18 protein-coding genes are annotated in these 18,449 nt (G+C 42.3%); 13 read left to right on the top strand and 5 right to left on the bottom strand.

Annotated features, from left to right (window positions below; translation table 11 throughout):
• The first annotated feature begins 26 nt into the window (after positions 1-26).
• The 8 genes from MJO53_RS01580 (at position 27) to MJO53_RS01545 (ending at position 5,174) form a co-directional block, all read left to right on the top strand.
• The gene (locus MJO53_RS01580; RefSeq protein WP_252080193.1) at positions 27-1,391 is read left to right on the top strand and encodes a dihydrolipoamide acetyltransferase family protein; all 1,365 of its coding nucleotides are present in this window, start codon (positions 27-29) and stop codon (positions 1,389-1,391) included.
• Between the two features lie 72 nt (positions 1,392-1,463).
• Positions 1,464-2,237, top strand: coding sequence for a 3'-5' exonuclease (locus tag MJO53_RS01575; protein WP_224837753.1), 774 nt, complete (start codon positions 1,464-1,466; stop codon positions 2,235-2,237).
• Between the two features lie 31 nt (positions 2,238-2,268).
• Complete coding sequence (locus MJO53_RS01570) at positions 2,269-2,880, top strand: fumarylacetoacetate hydrolase family protein (RefSeq protein WP_224837752.1); 612 nt, start codon at positions 2,269-2,271, stop codon at positions 2,878-2,880.
• Positions 2,880-3,218 carry an Hpt domain-containing protein gene (locus MJO53_RS01565; RefSeq protein WP_224837751.1) on the top strand — a complete coding sequence of 113 codons (339 nt, stop codon included), beginning with the start codon at positions 2,880-2,882 and terminating at the stop codon, positions 3,216-3,218. Before MJO53_RS01570 ends, MJO53_RS01565 begins: the two co-directional genes overlap by 1 nt.
• Positions 3,219-4,469: a competence/damage-inducible protein A gene (locus MJO53_RS01560; RefSeq protein ID WP_252080191.1), complete on the top strand. Its 1,251-nt coding sequence runs from the start codon at positions 3,219-3,221 to the stop codon at positions 4,467-4,469.
• A 74-nt stretch (positions 4,470-4,543) separates the two neighbouring features.
• Positions 4,544-4,771 (top strand): 50S ribosomal protein L28, encoded by a 228-nt coding sequence (gene rpmB, locus MJO53_RS01555; RefSeq protein ID WP_100817573.1) that lies wholly within the window; start codon positions 4,544-4,546, stop codon positions 4,769-4,771.
• A gap of 28 nt (positions 4,772-4,799) precedes the next feature.
• Entirely contained in the window at positions 4,800-4,982 is a 183-nt protein-coding gene (rpmG, locus tag MJO53_RS01550; RefSeq protein WP_100817574.1) for a 50S ribosomal protein L33, read from the top strand.
• A 39-nt stretch (positions 4,983-5,021) separates the two neighbouring features.
• Positions 5,022-5,174 (top strand): DUF4295 domain-containing protein, encoded by a 153-nt coding sequence (locus tag MJO53_RS01545; RefSeq protein ID WP_224837749.1) that lies wholly within the window; start codon positions 5,022-5,024, stop codon positions 5,172-5,174.
• Between the two features lie 74 nt (positions 5,175-5,248).
• On the opposite strand, the gene MJO53_RS01540 is transcribed toward MJO53_RS01545, so the two are convergent.
• Positions 5,249-7,132 (bottom strand): hypothetical protein, encoded by a 1,884-nt coding sequence (locus MJO53_RS01540; RefSeq protein WP_252080189.1) that lies wholly within the window; start codon positions 7,130-7,132, stop codon positions 5,249-5,251.
• A gap of 211 nt (positions 7,133-7,343) precedes the next feature.
• Here MJO53_RS01540 and ftsY point away from each other — a divergent pair, with 211 nt between their 5' ends.
• The 3 genes from ftsY (at position 7,344) to rimO (ending at position 11,381) form a co-directional block, all read left to right on the top strand.
• A complete protein-coding gene (gene ftsY, locus MJO53_RS01535) occupies positions 7,344-8,300 on the top strand; it encodes a signal recognition particle-docking protein FtsY (protein ID WP_252080188.1) in 957 nt (318 codons plus the stop codon).
• Between the two features lie 2 nt (positions 8,301-8,302).
• A complete protein-coding gene (locus MJO53_RS01530) occupies positions 8,303-9,967 on the top strand; it encodes an amidase family protein (RefSeq protein WP_252080186.1) in 1,665 nt (554 codons plus the stop codon).
• 112 nt (positions 9,968-10,079) lie between these two features.
• Positions 10,080-11,381: a 30S ribosomal protein S12 methylthiotransferase RimO gene (gene rimO, locus MJO53_RS01525; protein WP_252080185.1), complete on the top strand. Its 1,302-nt coding sequence runs from the start codon at positions 10,080-10,082 to the stop codon at positions 11,379-11,381.
• On the opposite strand, the gene MJO53_RS01520 is transcribed toward rimO, so the two are convergent.
• The gene (locus MJO53_RS01520; protein WP_252080184.1) at positions 11,378-13,960 is read right to left on the bottom strand and encodes a cyclic nucleotide-binding domain-containing protein; all 2,583 of its coding nucleotides are present in this window, start codon (positions 13,958-13,960) and stop codon (positions 11,378-11,380) included. The genes rimO and MJO53_RS01520 overlap by 4 nt on opposite strands.
• Before the next feature lie 340 nt (positions 13,961-14,300).
• Here MJO53_RS01520 and MJO53_RS01515 point away from each other — a divergent pair, with 340 nt between their 5' ends.
• Positions 14,301-14,780, top strand: coding sequence for a DoxX family membrane protein (locus MJO53_RS01515; protein WP_252080183.1), 480 nt, complete (start codon positions 14,301-14,303; stop codon positions 14,778-14,780).
• Positions 14,777-16,402 (top strand): Gfo/Idh/MocA family protein, encoded by a 1,626-nt coding sequence (locus MJO53_RS01510; protein ID WP_252080182.1) that lies wholly within the window; start codon positions 14,777-14,779, stop codon positions 16,400-16,402. The genes MJO53_RS01515 and MJO53_RS01510 overlap by 4 nt, the downstream gene beginning before the upstream one ends.
• A 97-nt stretch (positions 16,403-16,499) precedes the next feature.
• Here MJO53_RS01510 and MJO53_RS01505 read toward each other — a convergent pair whose 3' ends face one another.
• Genes MJO53_RS01505 through MJO53_RS01495 form a run of 3 tightly spaced genes read right to left on the bottom strand, consistent with a single transcriptional unit; the run spans position 16,500 to position 18,353 of the window.
• Entirely contained in the window at positions 16,500-17,606 is a 1,107-nt protein-coding gene (locus tag MJO53_RS01505; RefSeq protein ID WP_252080181.1) for a serine hydrolase, read from the bottom strand.
• 31 nt (positions 17,607-17,637) lie between these two features.
• The gene (locus MJO53_RS01500; RefSeq protein WP_224837741.1) at positions 17,638-17,895 is read right to left on the bottom strand and encodes a hypothetical protein; all 258 of its coding nucleotides are present in this window, start codon (positions 17,893-17,895) and stop codon (positions 17,638-17,640) included.
• A gap of 5 nt (positions 17,896-17,900) precedes the next feature.
• Complete coding sequence (locus MJO53_RS01495; protein ID WP_224837740.1) at positions 17,901-18,353, bottom strand: SRPBCC family protein; 453 nt, start codon at positions 18,351-18,353, stop codon at positions 17,901-17,903.
• Positions 18,354-18,449: the final 96 nt, after the last annotated feature.

Genomic DNA, 18,449 nt, shown 5'->3' with positions numbered 1-18,449 from the left:
TCAAAATCTCTTCGATAAATACGAATATGTCAAAATTTGAATTGAAATTACCGCAAATGGGTGAGAGTGTTGCAGAAGCTACACTGACTACTTGGCTTAAGGAAGTGGGCGATACCATAGAGATGGACGAAGCCGTCTTTGAAATTGCTACGGACAAAGTGGACTCCGAAGTTCCCAGTGAAGTAGAGGGGGTGTTGTTGGAAAAGCGGTTCGATGTAGACGATGTAATTAAAGTAGGAGAAGTTGTTGCCGTGATCCAAGTGGAGGGAGAGGTGGACAACGTTGCAGACGATGCCGGTGTCCAAGAAGCCCGGGCGGAAGAATCTGCCGAGGCCCCAGCAATGGAACTGGAAGCTCAAATGGCAGGGGTAAAGGAATCCGTATCTGCATCCGCTCCCGATTTTTCCAGCTCCGATAGGTTTTATTCGCCCTTGGTAAAAAACATAGCCAAAGAAGAAAAAGTTTCCATGGATGAATTGGAAGCTATTGTGGGCACAGGAAAAGAAGGCCGGGTAACCAAGAATGATATAATGGCCTATTTGGAAAACCGATCCAATGGCAATAAGGTGAACCAGCCCACAACACAGCAAACAGAGGCTAAAGAGGAAAGGGTTTCCGCTCAACAACCAGTACAAACTAAGTCAGCGGATAAGCCGATGGCCGCCAAAGTACCTGTTAAAGCAGGTGATGAGGTAATCCCTCTTTCCCGAATGGGTAAATTGATCGCCCATCATATGGTGGAAAGTATCTCCACATCGGCTCACGTTCAAAGTTTTGTCGAGGTGGACGTAACCAATGTGGTCAACTGGAGAAACAAGGTGAAAAATGCCTTCCAACAGCGCGAAGGAGAGAAATTGACCTTTACTCCAATATTTATGGAAGCTGTGGCCATGGCCCTTAAAAAGTTTCCGATGATGAACATTTCCTTGGATGGGGACAATGTTATCAAAAAGAAAAATATCAACCTAGGTATGGCAGCTGCCCTGCCCGATGGAAATTTGATTGTTCCCGTAATTAAAAATGCCGATCAACTAAACTTGGTGGGTATGGCCAAAACAGTCAACGATTTGGCCAACAGGGCAAGGAATAATCAGTTAAAACCGGATGAGATCAAGGATGGGACCTACACGGTAACCAACGTAGGTTCTTTTGGTAGTGTTTTTGGAACGCCGATCATAAATCAGCCACAAGTTGGCATCCTTGCATTGGGGGCAATTAGAAAAATACCAGCGGTTATAGAGACGGACCAAGGTGAGTATATTGGAATACGCAGTAAAATGTATCTTTCCCATAGCTACGACCACAGAGTGGTAAATGGTGCTCTGGGAGGAATGTTCGTAAAATCGGTGGCCGATTATTTGGAAGCTTGGGACATAAACAGGGAAATATAACGGAAAACCGATCATATTCCTGTCACTATGCTTAATTTAGAAGTCACGTGAATTTTATTTAATAATCCCCACATGCAATTACAATTGACCAAACCTATCTGTTTTTTCGATTTGGAGACCACCGGTACCAACGTCGCAAAAGATAGAATAGTAGAAATTTCCATTTTAAAAGTATATCCCAATGGAAATAAAGAAAGTAAAACCTGGTTGGTGAACCCGGAAATGCCAATACCGGCAGAATCGGAGGCCATTCACGGAATATCCGACGAAAAGGTGGCCAATGAGCCTACTTTTAAACAATTGTCCAAAGAAATTTACGCAATGATCCGCGATAGCGATTTAGCGGGGTTTAATTCCGATAGGTTCGATATACCGTTATTGGCGGAGGAAATGTTGCGTGCTGGGGTGGATTTTGATATGAAGAGCATGGTTTCCGTAGATGTACAGACCATTTTCCATAAAATGGAAAAAAGAACCTTGGAAGCCGCCTATAAGTTCTATTGCGATAAAAACCTGGACGATGCCCACAGTGCGGAAGCGGATACCCTGGCAACATACGAGGTGTTATTGGCGCAATTGGAGCGTTATCCGGAACTCGAAAACGACATAAAAAAACTATCGGAGTTCACCACAAGAAGACAAAATCTGGATTTTGCAGGTTTTATAGGGCTTGATGAAAACGATAACCCTATATTTTCGTTTGGAAAACACAAAGGAAAAACCGTGGACGAGGTAATGGAAAAAGAACCCGGTTACTTTGGATGGCTCCTAAACGCAGATTTCCCCTTGTACACTAAGAAAGTGCTTACCCAAATAAAGTTGAGCAAGCTCAACAATAAATTTTAGAATACATACTCGTAAACCCGAAGAACAAATTATGAAGCTGATTTGTATTGGACGTAATTATGTGGACCACATCAAAGAGTTGAGCAACGAACGTCCGGAAGAGCCCGTGGTGTTCATAAAGCCGGATTCTGCAATTTTGCCCAAAGAGCAGGATTTTTATATCCCGGAATTTTCCAACGATGTCCATTACGAAGTAGAAGTGTTGATCAAGATCAAAAAAGTGGGAAAACATATTTCGCGCGAGTTTGCCCATAAATATTTTGACGAAGTAGGGCTGGGCATCGATTTTACAGCGCGAGATCTACAGGGCAAGTTAAAGGCCAAAGGCCTCCCTTGGGAAAAAGCCAAAGGTTTTGATGGTGCCGCCATAGTTGGAAAGTGGCTGTCCAAGGAAAGGTTCAAGGATATGGACAACCTTAATTTTTCATTACAAAAGAACGACCAAACGGTACAAGCAGGAAATACCTCTTTAATGTTGTGGAAGATAGATGAGATCATAGCCCATGTTTCCCAGTATTTTATGTTGAAAAAAGGAGATATCATCTTTACAGGTACGCCGGCCGGTGTTGGTAAAGTAAGCCCAAATGACTACCTTGTAGGTTTATTGGAAGGAGAAAAAATGTTTGATATTAATGTAAGATAATGATTTACAACCTCGATAAGATAAATGAAATGGCGGAAGGTGATGAGGAATTTATCACCTCTGTAATTTCTGTGTTTTTGGAAGAAGTGCCGGAGGATTTGGACAGTCTGGAAAAAGCTATTCATTCCAAGGACTACGAAAACATATATAAGCTCGCACACAAAATCAAGCCCAATGTGGATATTTTGGGCATGGAGCAGACCAGGGCCAAGGCGCTGGAAATAGAAACCTTGGGAAAAACGACCGGGAGCATGCAAGAAATAGAGGCAACCTTCCCTATTCTAAAAAAAGATGTGCTCCAAGTGGTCACGGAATTAAAAAACGACTTTAATTTATAGATGCAAGCCGAAATCATCACCATTGGAGATGAGATTCTCATTGGCCAAATAGTAGATTCCAATTCTGCCTTTATTTCCAAAGAATTGAACAAAATAGGAGTTTCTGTCTATCAGATTACTTCGATTCAAGATGATAAGGAGCATATACTAACATCCCTTAAAGAGGCTGGAGAACGTTCTTCTGTAGTTATACTTACAGGAGGACTTGGGCCAACAAAGGACGACGTTACCAAGCGGACCCTTTGTGACTTTTTTGGGGATGAGCTGGTTCGTAACGATGCTGTACTCAAGCATATCGAGGAACTTTTCAAAAAATACATCACTACGCCCATTTCCGATTTGAACAGGGAGCAGGCCTTGGTGCCATCAAAAGCGACGGTGCTCCACAACGAGTTTGGAACAGCACCCGGTATTTGGATGAAAAAGGGAGAGACGGCCTATATTTCGTTGCCCGGGGTACCATACGAAATGAAAAACCTGTTGGTCAAAGCCGTTCTTCCCAAAATAATCGAAGAATACAACCGACCCCATATTGTACATAAAACCCTTATGACCTATGGTCTGGGAGAGAGTGCGATTGCAGAGAAGATCGAGGACTGGGAGAATAATTTGCCCTCCTTTATCAAATTTGCCTACCTACCCAATCTGGGCAGGGTTAGATTGCGCTTATCCGCAAAAGGATACGATAAAGAAGCGTTGATATCGGCTATAGATGAACAAATACAAAAATTATACCCCCTGATCGGCGATATAATTTATGGGGAAGAAGAAGAGAACGGGAATGTAGAAAAGCAGATAGGTGCATTTTTGAACGATAAAAGGATGACCTTGTCAACTGCAGAAAGTTTTACGGGAGGTAGTATTGCTGAACGGATAACCGCAATTCCTGGTGCTTCCAGTTATTTTAAGGGTAGTTTGGTATGCTATGCCACAGAAATGAAGGTTCGGTTATTGGGCGTTCCACAAGAACTTATAGATAAGCATTCCGTAGTTAGTAAAGAAGTGGCCATTGCCATGGCCGAGAATGTGAAAAGCAAAATGGCAACAGACTTTTCTATAGCCACAACAGGTAATGCCGGTCCTACAAAAGGCGACTCCAATGCCGATGTTGGTACCGTTTATATAGCAATTGGAACACCGTCCGGTACGTTTGCCCATAAATTCGTGATGGGACAGCATAGGGAACGGGTGGTAAAAAAGTCTGTAAACAAGGCTTTTGAGTTGTTGTACAAAGAAATTTTAAATTTCTGAAAAAGAATTTTGTACGTCCCATTAAAATGGTATAAATTTGCAGCCTCAATAAAATCACTCAAATAGTTAGGGAGATGTCTAAAGTTTGTGAAGTAACAGGAAAAAAGGTGATGTTTGGAAACAACGTTTCCTTTTCTATCAATAAGACCAAAAGGAGATTCGATGCAAATATCTCCAAGAAGAGATTTTATATCCCAGAAGAAGATCGTTGGGTAACCTTGAACGTTTCTGCCCGTGGGTTGAAAATTATCAACAAAAAAGGAATCTCTGCTGTCTTAAAGGAAATCAATTCCAAAAAGTAAGTTGTAAAAGCATTTTAAGTACAATACAATGGCAAAGAAAGGAAATAGGGTTCAGGTAATTTTAGAGTGTACAGAGCACAAGGAATCTGGTATGCCAGGTACTTCTAGGTATATTACCACAAAGAACAAGAAGAACACGCCAGATAGGATGGAAATCAAAAAATACAATCCTATTCTTAAGCGTATGACCGTTCATAAAGAAATTAAGTAATCGCTTTTTTACAAAGTAAAGAGCAGAAAAAGATAAGCCATGGCAAAGAAAACAGTAGCAACACTTCAGTCATCATCCAAAAGATTGACAAAGGCCATTAAAATGGTTAAGTCACCCAAAACCGGTGCATACACATTTGTAGAGTCTGTAATGGCACCAGAATTGGTTAACGACTGGTTGAACAAGCAATAAATAAGGAACGTTTCCTTATTCAAATTTTAGAAGCCGCTGATTAGCGGCTTTTTTTATGGCATAAAATTAACGGGTTAGTTTTTATTTACCCTATATGTAATCCGTCTGTTGGTAATTACCGAGCCCACTTGGAGTGTAAGTGTAGCAACATCGGAGGTTGTGATGCCACATATGTATCCGTTATTGCTCGCAACCAAACGATATTGGGTGTTGTTTTCGATTGTAGTTGGTCCAGTAATGGTCAGTGTTGTAGTGGTAGTTCCAGAGTAAATGCCTCCGTCCGTAAGATTTGTCCAAATAGTGCCATTATAGTATTGCCATTGGAACTGGTCGGCTGTTACGGTTGCGGATAAAGCAGTGGTACACCCAGGGCATGTAACTGTATTTGTAGGCTGTGCAGTTATGTTTGGGGCAGAACCTATTTCCCTGTAATCGTATGTGGTGTTCGCATTGTTGTCGGCCGGAGTTGTATATCCGTCCGATCCACTGGTAACCAATCCCTCGATATTTACCGTAACCGGGTTAGGGCCTAAGTAGCCATCATCGTTATTGTCGGTAAACCCAGCTTCGCGAACATCGTTGCATCCATCACCATCTGCATCCAAAACATAGGCGTCGTAGCTGCCATCGGAATCAGAATCAAAAATTGAGTAGGACAAGAGGGCGTATTCGGTGTCTGTATCCTCAATAGTGTTATAAAGCCCATTAGTTCCAGATCCAGCTACGGCTCCATCAATTCTGCCGTCGTTGTTTAGATCTGTAACACCTATTTCACTCAAAACACCAGATTCTACAATATCAAAAATACCGTCGTTGTCGGAATCCAGGTCTAGCTCATTGCTAATGCCATCTCCATCGGTATCACAAATTGCACTGGCGAATAGATTGCCTGTAAACCCTTCAGGTCCGGGGCCTGCTTGATTAGTGATTGTAAAGGTATTGTTGTTTGCGGGAATCCATGGAATGGTGTTGAACGGAGTGCCCCCTTGGGCCTCCATGGGTTCCAATGTCGTAGAGCCGGTATTTTTGGTGCCATATAACTGGATTTCCCCCAATTCATTTACAATTAAACGCAGTCGGGGTATCCCATTTGAGTTGGCTACCCAAGGCTGACTGATAAAACTACCATCGGATTGGAATACAAAATATTCGTCCCCGGCATCCAACGCACCATTTTCAAACTCCAAAACAGAAGGGTGGATTACACTGCCATTAATGTCCAATTGAAAGGAATTGTCCATGGAAGAAAAATCAAGCCGTAAATATTCTGTATCGGTATGATTGATAACAACAGAACGTTCACCTACATTGGACGAGGTCAAGAATGACGTGTTTATGGTAGAACAATACTCTTCCTCATCTGTTATTCCGTCGTTGTCATCGTCCAGGTCAACCGTATCAATTATGCCGTCCCCGTCAGTATCCGTTTGAGGAACAGAGGTGGTTGAAATGGTTATGTTATCTATATAAGCTCTATCGTTGTTGTTGGACCAATCAATTCCTCCCTTGCTGAACCGTATAGTTGTAAGATTGGATATAAAGGCAGTAATGTCTTGATCAAATGTTCCGCTCTGGGTCCCGGAAAAGATATCCAAGGTTGTAAAACTAATACCATCGGAAGATATCTCAACGGCCAGTGTCTCGCCAGGTTCAAGGCTCGATGTTCTCCAATCAAAAGTAAGATTGGCAGTAGAATAAGCACTTAGGTCGGCAGTACGCCTCAAGTTTTCTGTCCAAATGTATCTAAACCTTAACTCGTTGTTGTTTATGCTGATATATCCGTTTGCAGGATTGTTGTTATCGTTAAACTCCAGCCAATCCGTAGTCCAACTTTGGGTACCATCATTGTTGGCATAGGACACATTGCTAAAAGTATCGGAAAATGTATCCTGAGCAAAAATGGTTAAAGAAAAGAACGTAACCATTATGAACAATATCCCTTGCAACGGATTTTTCATATATAATCGGTTAATCTCCGGCCTAAAGATAGCAAGGGTCCGCCAAGCATTCGAAAAAATGTTGCAAAGAGATGATAAGCAATTGTAAAACTTTGATTAATTGAGGTTTGTGTTTTAGCTCATATTGAAATTTCTTTGGGTTTTACTTGGATATTGAGTTGATAAAACTCCCCTTACTTTCCTATCTTTGACCATTCTCAAAGAATACAGGATGAGCTTATTCAAAAATATATTTTCAAAAGACAAAAAGGAGACCTTGGACAAAGGCCTCGAAAAATCAAAGACCAGTTTTTTTGGCAAGTTGGGCAAGGCTGTGGCCGGTAAGTCCAAAGTTGATGATGAGGTACTCGATAGTCTCGAGGAGATTTTGGTCACTTCCGATGTTGGTGTGAACACCACACTTAAAATTATCGACCGAATCGAAGAGCGGGTATCCCGAGATAAATATTTGGGAACAGAAGAACTCAATACAATTTTACGGGAAGAAATAGCCGGGCTGCTCTCGGAAACGGAAACCGGTGAAGATAGTGAAGTCACGGTTCCAAAAGATAAAAAGCCTTACGTGATCATGGTTGTGGGCGTAAACGGTGTGGGCAAAACGACCACGATTGGAAAACTCTCCCATAAATTTAAGAATATGGGCCTAAAAGTGGTGCTGGGAGCGGCCGATACCTTCCGTGCAGCGGCCATTGACCAATTGGAGGTCTGGGCCAAACGTGTGAATGTCCCTATTGTGAAACAAAAAATGGGCAGTGACCCCGCGTCCGTTGCCTTCGATACCCTAAATTCCGCGATCGCGGAACAGGCAGATGTTGTTCTGGTGGACACAGCAGGCCGATTGCATAACAAAGTCAATTTAATGAACGAACTTTCCAAGGTAAAGCGCGTCATGCAAAAAGTTGTTCCAGATGCCCCGCACGAGGTACTTTTGGTATTGGATGGCTCTACCGGGCAAAATGCATTTGAACAGGCAAAGCAATTTACTAAAGCCACCGAAGTCACCAGTTTGGCCGTGACCAAATTGGATGGTACTGCAAAAGGTGGGGTCGTCATCGGTATTTCCGACCAATTCCAGATTCCAGTGAAATACATCGGTGTGGGCGAGGGCATTGAAGATCTTCAGGTGTTCAATAAATATGAGTTTGTGGATTCATTCTTTAAAATATAGCTATGTTCCGGTACCTTTGGTTTGTTTTACTGTTGATCGGATTCATTTCTTGTAAAGATCACAAGGCCAAGACCAACGAAAACATTGTACTCTGGACTCCCTACAACGATTCCACCGAAGTGGCTGCCAATGCAGAGCACGAAAATAAGAGAATGCGCTACAAATTTATTCAAAGTAAGGTCTTGGATAAAAATGAGGTGTTTCTTCCTTTGTATGATGAAGTCTCAAAATTTTCTGAAGAAAGTTATGAAGCCATGAGACCATTGGTTTTGGAGCAGGACATACCAACTATACAAAGCCATATCGACCAAGGAAAATTCACTTATGAAGAGTTGGTGCTTTTTTATCTGCATAGAATCTACAAATACGAATTGCCCAACAGTACCACATTAAATTCCATAATCTCCTTAAATCCGAATGTGTTGCATGAGGCACGCCAGTTAGACGAATCACTGGAAATCCATCATCCTATTTATGGTATGCCCATTCTATTAAAGGACAATATCGGGGCCGCGGGAATGAAAACGACTGCAGGCGCCATTGCTTTAATGGAAAATGAAACCGATGATGCATTTATTGTGGAACGTTTGAAGGCAAATGGAGCCTTAATATTGGGCAAAGCGAACCTTAGCGAGTGGGCCAATTTTATTTGTGACGGATGTCCGAACGGGCAGAGTGCGGTCGGCGGACAGACCTTGAACCCCTACGGAAGAAGAATTTTTGATACAGGAGGTTCCAGTGCTGGTAGTGGCACATCTGCTGCTGCAAATTATGCCGTAGCAACAGTGGGCACGGAGACTTCGGGTTCCATTTTGTCCCCGTCAGGTCAAAACTCAGTGGTCGGACTAAAACCAACTATAGGCCTCTTGAGCCGAACCGGGATTGTTCCTATATCCAGCACTTTGGACACGCCTGGGCCCATGACAAAAAATGTGACCGACAATGCCATTTTATTGGATGCCATGTTGGGTAAGGATGAAACAGATTACAAATCGGTAAAAGCGGAACCGGGCATTTTATCCGCGTGGAATAATCCGGAGCCTTTAAAGTCAATCCGTTTTGGGGTGATACAAAGTTTAATGGAAGGTGATTCCCTGTATGCCGCTGCAGTAGCCAGATTAAAAGAAGTTGGAGTAGAGATTGTAACATTTGAAAACCAAAATTATCACCTGCCCTCTACATTTCTCACCTTATTGGAGGCAGATATGAAGAACGACTTGAAGACTTATTTAGAGACTCAGGTTAAAAATAAAGATGCTGTTAAAATAAGTTCGGTGTTAGACGTGGTAAGTTTTAATGGTAAAGATTCGTTGGTTAGGATTCCATACGGACAATTACGTTTTGAATCCATTCTGCGTGATTCAACATCAGAAGAAAGATTAAAAAGAATAAAAGAGGATGTGTTGCTTACGGGAAGAGGCTATTTTGAGCCAATGATCCAGAATGATTTGGATGTTTTGTTAAGCATCAACAATTACCATGCAGGTTACGCAGCTGCTGCTGAATATCCTGCCCTTACCGTTCCCATGGGCTATAAAGCAGATGGTGAGCCCGAAAATTTAACCTTTATAGGTCAACCGTTTTCCGAGGCCCTGCTATTACGAATAGGAAAAGCATTTGAGGATATTACCAACGCTCGAAAAATACCAGAAGGCTATCAAGATTAGTGTAATCGTTTTGGGATATTGTATCCGTAGAAACCTTCATTTCCAAAAATATATCCCAAATTGATCGTAATGCTCCTTGTTGTTGTATTTTTGCACTCCATTTAAAGAAAATATGCGCACAAAATCGCTCAAAAAGAATAAAATCAACGTGGTGACCTTAGGTTGTAGCAAAAATGTCTACGACTCGGAAGTGTTAATGGGACAATTGCGCGCCAACAACAAAGAAGTGGCCCACGAGGAAGAGGGCAATGTCGTGGTAATCAATACCTGCGGATTTATTGCCAATGCAAAGGAAGAAAGTGTCAATACTATTTTGGACTACGTACAGCGAAAAGAAGCAGGGAAAGTGGACAAGGTTTTTGTGACAGGTTGCTTGAGCGAGCGGTACAAACCGGATTTGGAGAAAGAGATTCCCAATGTGGACGAATATTTTGGAACTAGTGATCTTCCCAATTTATTAAAAGCTCTTGGAGCCGATTACAAGCATGAGCTCATCGGGGAACGACTTACCACAACCCCTAAGAATTATGCCTATCTAAAAATTGCGGAAGGATGTGATCGTCCTTGTTCTTTCTGTGCCATACCTTTGATGCGAGGAAAGCACCGAAGCACCCCCATTGAGGATTTGGTCTCCGAAGCAGGGAAACTGGCTGTGAACGGGGTAAAAGAGCTCATTTTAATTGCGCAAGACCTGACCTATTATGGCCTTGATCTGTACAAGAAAAGAAATTTGGCAGAATTGCTCCAAGCGTTGGTGAAAGTTGAGGGGATAGAATGGATCCGTTTGCATTATGCCTTCCCAACAGGCTTCCCAATGGATGTTCTGGAAGTAATGCGCAACGAGCCAAAAGTGTGCAATTATATAGATATTCCCCTTCAACATATATCCGATTCCATACTTAAAAGTATGCGGCGGGGGACTACACAGGCGAAAACTACAAAACTGTTGAACGATTTTAGGGAAACCGTACCTAACATAGCCATTCGAACCACTTTGATCGTTGGCTACCCTGGAGAAACCGAACAAGATTTTGAGACCTTGAAACAATGGGTACAAGAAATGCGCTTTGAACGTTTGGGCTGTTTTACTTACAGCCACGAGGAAAATACACATGCCTTTAATTTGGAGGACGATGTTCCCGAAGAAGTAAAGCAAGAACGCGCAAACATTATTATGGAGATCCAATCACAGATTTCCTGGGAATTGAACCAAGAGAAAATAGGGGAGACTTTCCGCTGTATCATCGACAGGAAAGAAGGCAGCCATTTTGTGGGCCGCACCGAGTTCGATTCGCCCGATGTGGATAACGAAGTGCTGATCGATGCCACCAAACATTATGTGAAAATCGGGGACTTTGTAAATATCAAGATTACAGATGCATCGGATTACGATTTGTTTGGGGAGCCAGCTTAAGCATCTGCAGCCAAATCAAACGATTCTTTTTCCATAGGATTCTCGGAAGAGAGCAAAGCTGTTTTGATCACCTCGCTCCAAATAGTATATCCTTTTTTGTTTAGGTGCAATCCATCCGACATGTACAGATCAGGTTTTGGCCGGTTGTCCGCAGTAATCATTTGTCCGAACACATTTATATACTGCGCATTAAGCTCTCCAATTGCGTATTTGGACAACAATAGATTGGTCTCTATGATCTGGGGAATCATGTCCTCGCGTTCCAAACTGGGTTTCAGGCTTATAAAAGCCAGTTCCACCTTAGGATATTTTTTAAGGATCATTTGAACCAGTTGGTTGCAGTCGTTCAAAACTTCTTGCGGCGATTTGCCTTGTGCAAGGTCGTTTTCACCGGCGTACAGTACAATTTTGCTAGGTTCTGCTCCTTTAAAGATTTCATCAAAATAATGAATGCACCACACATAGGTAGATCCACCAAATCCTAAATTAAGAACATTAAATGGAGCTAAATCCTTTTTCATTCCTACCCATAGACGCACAGAGGAACTTCCATAAAAAACAATCAGGTCGTTCTGGTTTTCCAGATTGTTTACCCGTCTTTTTAAACGCTTGATCTCGTTGCGCCAAATTTCTGGTGGTTCTTCGATAACGTTTGGGACTGGTTTCATGTGCAATTCTTCGGCACGTTCCTTTGCTTCCTCTACGTACCCTGCGTAGGTGTACTGATAATGCTTTACAAAATCGGACAAATTTTTCCCAGTCTCCAATAGTTTGTCACTCAGTTTAAAAGGTTCGTGGATCTTACAGTAAAAAAGGCCGTTCGAAATGCGCTTATCAAAATTCACTAAGACAATAGGTACAATGTAAGGTTCGTTTTCCATGGATTGGGCCAGTTTAAAAACACCCATTTTAAAAGGTCCAGGGGATTCCTCGGTAGAGTAGGAGGTTCCTTCCGGACTAACGACCAAATTGTGTCCGGTCTGTAAAAATTCTGCGGCCGTTCTATAGAATATACTACGTGTTGCCTTTTTACATTCTTTGTCAACCGCCTCAGAATCTTTGGTATAGACATTGATATATCCCAACTTGGTATAATAGTTTTGATGGCCATATTCTTGTCCCTGACCTATACGCACCGTCCGGATACCAGGATCGTTATATTTATCATCCAATATTTTGGCACTGATAAAATGTGAATCCAATGTAATTTGAAATTTGTTGTTGAGCGTATAAAATGGATGGTTGAAAAGATGATTGTATATAAAAATACAGCCACTTTTGTCCGGAAGGTTATCCAGTCCTTCAATTTTATGCTGCACGTGTTCAAAAGCTTTTTTTGTTGCAGTAGCGCAAGATTTGCGGATATCCATGCCTGTTTCGTTCTTATTTTCCGCTACCGTTTCATAAATATGCTGGAGTCCTTTAAGAAACTTTAGCTCCTGCATATCTTCTTGCAAAAGCTCCAGGCTCAACGAAGCGATATGTCGTTCCAGATGAGAGCCGTAGGAAATGAGTTTGGTGAGAGCATTGTACCCCAATTGTTTGGTGTTGGTATTGGATAGCAAATGCCCGACCTGATGCAAAGGGGATGATACGGCCAATCTTGATTTGTTGTTCTCTATCAATTGATAGACAGCTTGGAGGTTGTGCTTGCCCAAAAGTCCCAGGTAGCGGACGAAGGCTGCGTTGATCTGGTTGCCCATCAGCCAAAACAACCGCATAAAAAAGTTGTGTGCGAAAACGGAGCATTTGTCCAGCAATTGTAGCAAATCCTTTTGATGGATAAAATAAATGGAGGTTTTCTGAGTAGTGACAGCGGAGCAAATATCCTTTTCTCCCATAGCACAGGACCAGCCAAAAATAAACCCTGGATTGTTTATGGACCGCTGGCGTATCTCAATGTTCCCTTCCAATCGTTTGATGGCAACTTCACCACTGATCAAAATAAAGAGCCCGTTGGTAAGCCTGTCTTGTATATAAAGTACTTCGTCGGGTTCATATTCCCGCCGTTCGGCAATGGAAGCGAGTTGTGATAGTTGCTGATCGTCAAAATAGTCCAAAAAAGGGGAGCGTCGCATCAAGGAGACTATTTCCGCCTGTTCGGTCGCCGGGCCCATAAAAAACTGTTGATCATTGTTCAGGGAGCGATAACGTGCAGCTTGTAACAAATCGGTCTGTTTTAAAAGTGCTTGCCTCAATTGATGGTATAACGAACGACTTATCTTTAGAATGGTTTGGTTGTTCTCAGTATGGGCTAGGTGATGGATTATTACTTCAATAGGTACTTCAAAAAAAGTAGCTTGATCGGAAGATACCACGATCTTGTACGTATACCTTTTTCTATCGTTGAGCCCATTTAGGCCCAAAATGCTCATCGGCTCTGAAATTTGACAGACCAAAACCTCTTCCTCCGTATCCTTGGTTGTTGTAAAATAGTCAAAGGTGCCTTGTAGTAACCATCGGAACGTATTCACTTTGGAATGTATGTTGCAAATGGCATGTCCCTTTTGGTGTATGTTTAGGATACCGTTGGGAAATTGTTTTTTTAGATAAACTATATCCGTTTCAATTTGGTTCACAGGCCTGTTTCAAGTGTGGGTTGGTAATGTTAACTTCATCAAAAAAAAGCGGTTGACGAAAGAATTTGGGAATAAAAATCAATTTCAAAATAGGAGGGAGGTATGATAGCGATATTTATAAAATTAAGCCTTGTTATTGATCAATCCAATATTGCGAAGTGATCAAAAATATATCAGTTTTTGACTTTTGTAGTACTGCAGGAACATGTTGTGTTCAGACTGTTGAAAACTGATAATGGTCATGGTATTTAGGTTTAATGTGGGGTACTTTTAATACTTAGAAGGAAATCTTGCTTTCTTCAAAGAGGAACTGGGATATTTACAATTAACTATAACAATTATGAACCAAAATCAAAATAAACTGAAAGCCAGTGTTGCCTTGCTTCGCATCTTTATCGGGTGGCACTTTTTGTTTGAAGGTGTGGTGAAGATGTATAATCCGGAATGGACATCTTTTGGGTATTTGGCCACCGCACAAGGACCATTTGAATGGTTTTTTACCATGTTGATTGGTGATGCAACCATAGGTTGGGTAGATACCATGAACATTATTGCCCTTATGGTGGTAGGTGTAACCTTTACCTTGGGGGTTTTTGAACGAATCGGTGCCTTTGTCGGGGTAGGGCTATTGGCACTTTATTTTTTGGCACATCCGCCATTCCCAGGACTCACCCAAATGAACGTCGAGGGAAACTACTGGATCATCAATAAAAACTTGATTGAGCTGGTGGCCTGTATTGTAATATATCAATTGCCCACGGGAAGTTACTTTGGCTTGGATTATCTCAGAAAAAACAAACTTAAAACACAGGAACAATGAAATGGACTAGAAGAGACCTATTGATAGGGTTGGGCGGCCTTCCCATACTTGGAGCTGTATGGTGGGCAGGAGCGGCAACCTCGGTCAACTCGCGCAAGAAGCGTTCAGAAATATTGGAGCAGCTCAATATAAAACCATCATTGCCACCTGCGGTTCCCGGGATAGGAGGCGACCCAGTTCGCATAGGGGTAATTGGATTTGGTATTCGTGGAGAGCAATTGACAAGGGCCTTGGGCTTTGCTACCGACGAGTGGAAAGAAGAAATGCGCTTGGCTGCCGAAGAAGACCCCAATAACAAAAGACTGGAGGATTTTGAGGCCCAAGAACGTCTCAACGTGAAATTGGTGGGCATTTGTGATGTATTTGATGTGCGGGCAGAGAAATTCATCAACTCTTTCTCCACGGAGGACAATAAGATCAAAAGATATTTGAATTATAAGGATATGATCAAAAGTGGTGCAGTGGATGCCGTGGTGATCGCAACACCAGATCATTGGCATGCCCCCATGTCCATTGAGGCTTTGAACCATAATGTACATGTCTATGTGGAAAAACCTATGACACATACGGTTGAAGAAACCTACACTTTGCGCGATGCTGCCGAAAAATCCGAAGCAGTGTTCGCTGTGGGACACCAGCACAGGCAAACCCTAAGTTTTAGTACCGCCCGCGATATTGTGGAAAAAGGGACTTTGGGACATGTGTCGTTGATCCAGACCAACACAAACCGTAACGATGACAATGGCGCTTGGAATTATGATCTCCATGAGAAAGCCAGCCCCGAAACCATTGATTGGGAACAGTTTTTAGGCACTGCACCAAAAGTACCGTTCAATAAGAACCATTTTTTTAGGTGGCGTAAGTGGTGGGCCTATGGTTCGGGTCTTTCGGGCGATTTGTTGACCCACGATTACGACAGGTTAAATTGTGTGCTGAACATGGGTATTCCGACTGCGGTCAGCGCTTCGGGCGGAATTTACACCCATAACGATGGTAGAAATGTTCCGGATGTGATCCAGGTGAATATGGAATTTCCCGAGTTCAGTACCGGAAGCAGTCAAACCAAGGGCAAAGAAAGGGGAATGACCTTTTGTTACAGTGCCACTTTGGGTAATGGTTTTAATCGACCTACAATTTTAATGGGACACGATGCTACCATGGAACTGGGCAATAGATTAACTGTTTGGCCCGATAGCGCATCCACCCGATATGCCGACATGTTGGAGGCTGAGAAAATGAAACCCAATGTGCCCATTTACCAATATGATCCAGCTGCAGGGTCGACCGATGCGGTTTCATCGGCCACATCGCAATATTTTGCCGATAAGGGTCTTATGTGGACCTATATAGATGGTGTTCGTGTAGATTCTACTTTCTTACATATGCGGGAGTGGCTGAGTGTAATTAAGAATGGCGGAAATGTGAGCTGTGGTATTAAAGAAGGTTTTGATGAGGCCATTTCGGCACACATGGCCGGCTTGTCCTGGAAATTGGGCAGAAAAATAGAGTGGGATGCGGCCAGTCAAACATTAAAGCCTATTGAGGGTGTCGATTTTGACCAAGTACTGTTGGCCAACGATAATTGGAACATCCAGCCAGAAATGGTTGATGAGGTTTCTTGACTTTTAGGATTTTAATCCGGAAGTGGGATGTTGCCGAGTAAGATAAGATTACGAGGCAATGTCCCGCTTTTTTATAATGGTATATTTTAGGGATGGATTATTTCTTCCTCTCCAACTCGATTTCATAAATTTCTCTTCCTAACTGTGCCAGAAACGGGATTCCTATTTCGTCATACTCATAAGTGTTATCGTTAAATATGCCATTGCTGTTTACCAATATAGTTGCGGTCAGTATAAAATCCACATCGTTTTCTGCGTCTTTAATGTAGGCGCAATCCGTTAAGGTGCCGTAGGCATAGCCTACTTTGTTGTATATTTTTATGTGGTCTGGCATGGGGTCCGTATTGTCTCCAAACATAAAAAACTTAACATAACTATCGTAATACTCATCCGGGTCATAACCCACCTTAGCGGGTAAGGTGTGCATGGCGGTGTGGAGAAGCTCGTATTGTTCTTCATTTAAATTAAAACGCTCTTCTGCTGGAAATGCTTCAGGAAACATCACTCTTTTTAATAAGTTGCTCTGGGCTTGGATAGGGTAGTAATTCTTTAAACTAAAATCGAACGGGGTCTTTTGGAGTTTATCATCGCCCATAAAACCGATTCCCTTTTTAATGTTTTGCAAATCTAATGGGAGTATCGGATCGTTGACTATAGGAGCGCCCATGGTGGTCGTGGAGTCGTTTAGGTAAAAAACCAAAGACTTTGTGGTGACCTCGTCGGCATTGCTGGTGGATAAACGGTGGGAAATCCTAATGGGGGAAACGCCACGCTCCAACATTCTTTTATTAAGGTCGTCCTGACCCAAGAATTCAATTAACCTGTTGTTGGCGGCATTGTCCGAAACCGCAAAAATCTCCGATATGGCCTTTGCGAATGTGGTTTGTACAGAATCGCCTTCCACAAAAAAGGTGGAATGGGCGTTCAGTGTATCGATTTCGTTCAACTTTTCCAAGGCAGCCACTGCAGCAGGGAACTTGACTGTGCTCGCTGGATAGAAATAATTGTTTTTTTCTACCTGAAAATCATAATCGGTAAATATAATGCTGTCGTTCCTACGGTCAATTTGAGTATATCTGATCTGCACTTCGTGGGCATCCAGATTTTGCATAACATTGGCAATCTTTGGATCGGTAGAGGAAAGCGCTTTTTGCAAAGGGTCGCTGGGGCCATTCTCTGCACAGGACGTTATTAAACCCAGCATACAGAGAATTGAAAGTTTACGTAACATATACTTAAATTTCACCGTTATACACCTGACCCCTGTGTGGTTTAAGGATGCTTCTCACTTCCTTTAGCTCAAATTCTGCGACGACCAAAAAGGCAATACTGTGCGTGGGACTGTAATGTTCGATACCGCCCAGGTCGTATTTTAATTCCTCGACTTCAACAAACTCTTTTAGGTGTTTTAAATAGTGTTCTGCGGTATGGGCTGCGCTTGGTCCTCTAAAATCCCAAATAATTTTTATTTTTCTATCCAAAAGTTTTTCCATTGTTTTTAAGATTCGGTTACAGATTTACCGGTTTCGGCAAAGGCTTTAAAGTCTTGCATATATTTGAACGATTGTTTTTTGAACGCTCCGGGCATTAGAAAACCCATTAACTTCATACCAAATCCAGAAAATTGAAACTCGGTTTCGGAAACCCAACGGGTTTTATCTCCTTCATCCTTAAAGTAGTTTTTTTGGATGTTGTGCACTCCCTTGGTGTCGTAGGTCATGTGCATTTCTTCGGGCAGTTTTCTTTTGATGATGGTCTCTACCATGTCCATTTCCCTTTTCCCCATTTTATAGCTGAGGCTCATTTGGGCACCTTCTTGTCCGGGCGTCTTGGACAGTTGTTCATACTTGATCAATCCTCGTTGCCAATGTTTCATATTTTCGGGGTCGTCCATTTTTTTAATGAACTCGTCCCGTGGAATATCCACAACAATTTCGGTAGTGTACTTCATTTTTAGTTTGGTTTTGCACTAAAGTAGCAATTTCTGTACATCTATCCCGATTAAAAAATCTGTTAATGATATGAGAACCTTCTTGTAAGGGATTTA

It is taken from the genome of Flagellimonas marinaquae (assembly GCF_023716465.1).
Taxonomy (GTDB): domain Bacteria; phylum Bacteroidota; class Bacteroidia; order Flavobacteriales; family Flavobacteriaceae; genus Flagellimonas; species Flagellimonas alginolytica.
This window is presented reverse-complemented; position numbering and strand designations above follow the sequence as displayed.

Excerpts from the sequence above, each read along its gene's own strand:
- MJO53_RS01580 (WP_252080193.1), top strand. The coding sequence starts at position 27 with ATGTCAAAATTTGAATTGAAATTACCGCAAATGGGTGAGAGTGTTGCA.
- MJO53_RS01575 (WP_224837753.1), top strand. The coding sequence starts at position 1,464 with ATGCAATTACAATTGACCAAACCTATCTGTTTTTTCGATTTGGAGACC.
- MJO53_RS01570 (WP_224837752.1), top strand. The coding sequence starts at position 2,269 with ATGAAGCTGATTTGTATTGGACGTAATTATGTGGACCACATCAAAGAG.
- MJO53_RS01565 (WP_224837751.1), top strand. The coding sequence starts at position 2,880 with ATGATTTACAACCTCGATAAGATAAATGAAATGGCGGAAGGTGATGAG.
- MJO53_RS01560 (WP_252080191.1), top strand. The coding sequence starts at position 3,219 with ATGCAAGCCGAAATCATCACCATTGGAGATGAGATTCTCATTGGCCAA.
- rpmB (WP_100817573.1), top strand. The coding sequence starts at position 4,544 with ATGTCTAAAGTTTGTGAAGTAACAGGAAAAAAGGTGATGTTTGGAAAC.
- rpmG (WP_100817574.1), top strand. The coding sequence starts at position 4,800 with ATGGCAAAGAAAGGAAATAGGGTTCAGGTAATTTTAGAGTGTACAGAG.
- MJO53_RS01545 (WP_224837749.1), top strand. The coding sequence starts at position 5,022 with ATGGCAAAGAAAACAGTAGCAACACTTCAGTCATCATCCAAAAGATTG.
- MJO53_RS01540 (WP_252080189.1), bottom strand. The coding sequence starts at position 7,132 with ATGAAAAATCCGTTGCAAGGGATATTGTTCATAATGGTTACGTTCTTT.
- ftsY (WP_252080188.1), top strand. The coding sequence starts at position 7,344 with ATGAGCTTATTCAAAAATATATTTTCAAAAGACAAAAAGGAGACCTTG.
- MJO53_RS01530 (WP_252080186.1), top strand. The coding sequence starts at position 8,303 with ATGTTCCGGTACCTTTGGTTTGTTTTACTGTTGATCGGATTCATTTCT.
- rimO (WP_252080185.1), top strand. The coding sequence starts at position 10,080 with ATGCGCACAAAATCGCTCAAAAAGAATAAAATCAACGTGGTGACCTTA.
- MJO53_RS01515 (WP_252080183.1), top strand. The coding sequence starts at position 14,301 with ATGAACCAAAATCAAAATAAACTGAAAGCCAGTGTTGCCTTGCTTCGC.
- MJO53_RS01510 (WP_252080182.1), top strand. The coding sequence starts at position 14,777 with ATGAAATGGACTAGAAGAGACCTATTGATAGGGTTGGGCGGCCTTCCC.
- MJO53_RS01505 (WP_252080181.1), bottom strand. The coding sequence starts at position 17,606 with ATGCTGGGTTTAATAACGTCCTGTGCAGAGAATGGCCCCAGCGACCCT.
- MJO53_RS01500 (WP_224837741.1), bottom strand. The coding sequence starts at position 17,895 with ATGGAAAAACTTTTGGATAGAAAAATAAAAATTATTTGGGATTTTAGA.
- MJO53_RS01495 (WP_224837740.1), bottom strand. The coding sequence starts at position 18,353 with ATGAAGTACACTACCGAAATTGTTGTGGATATTCCACGGGACGAGTTC.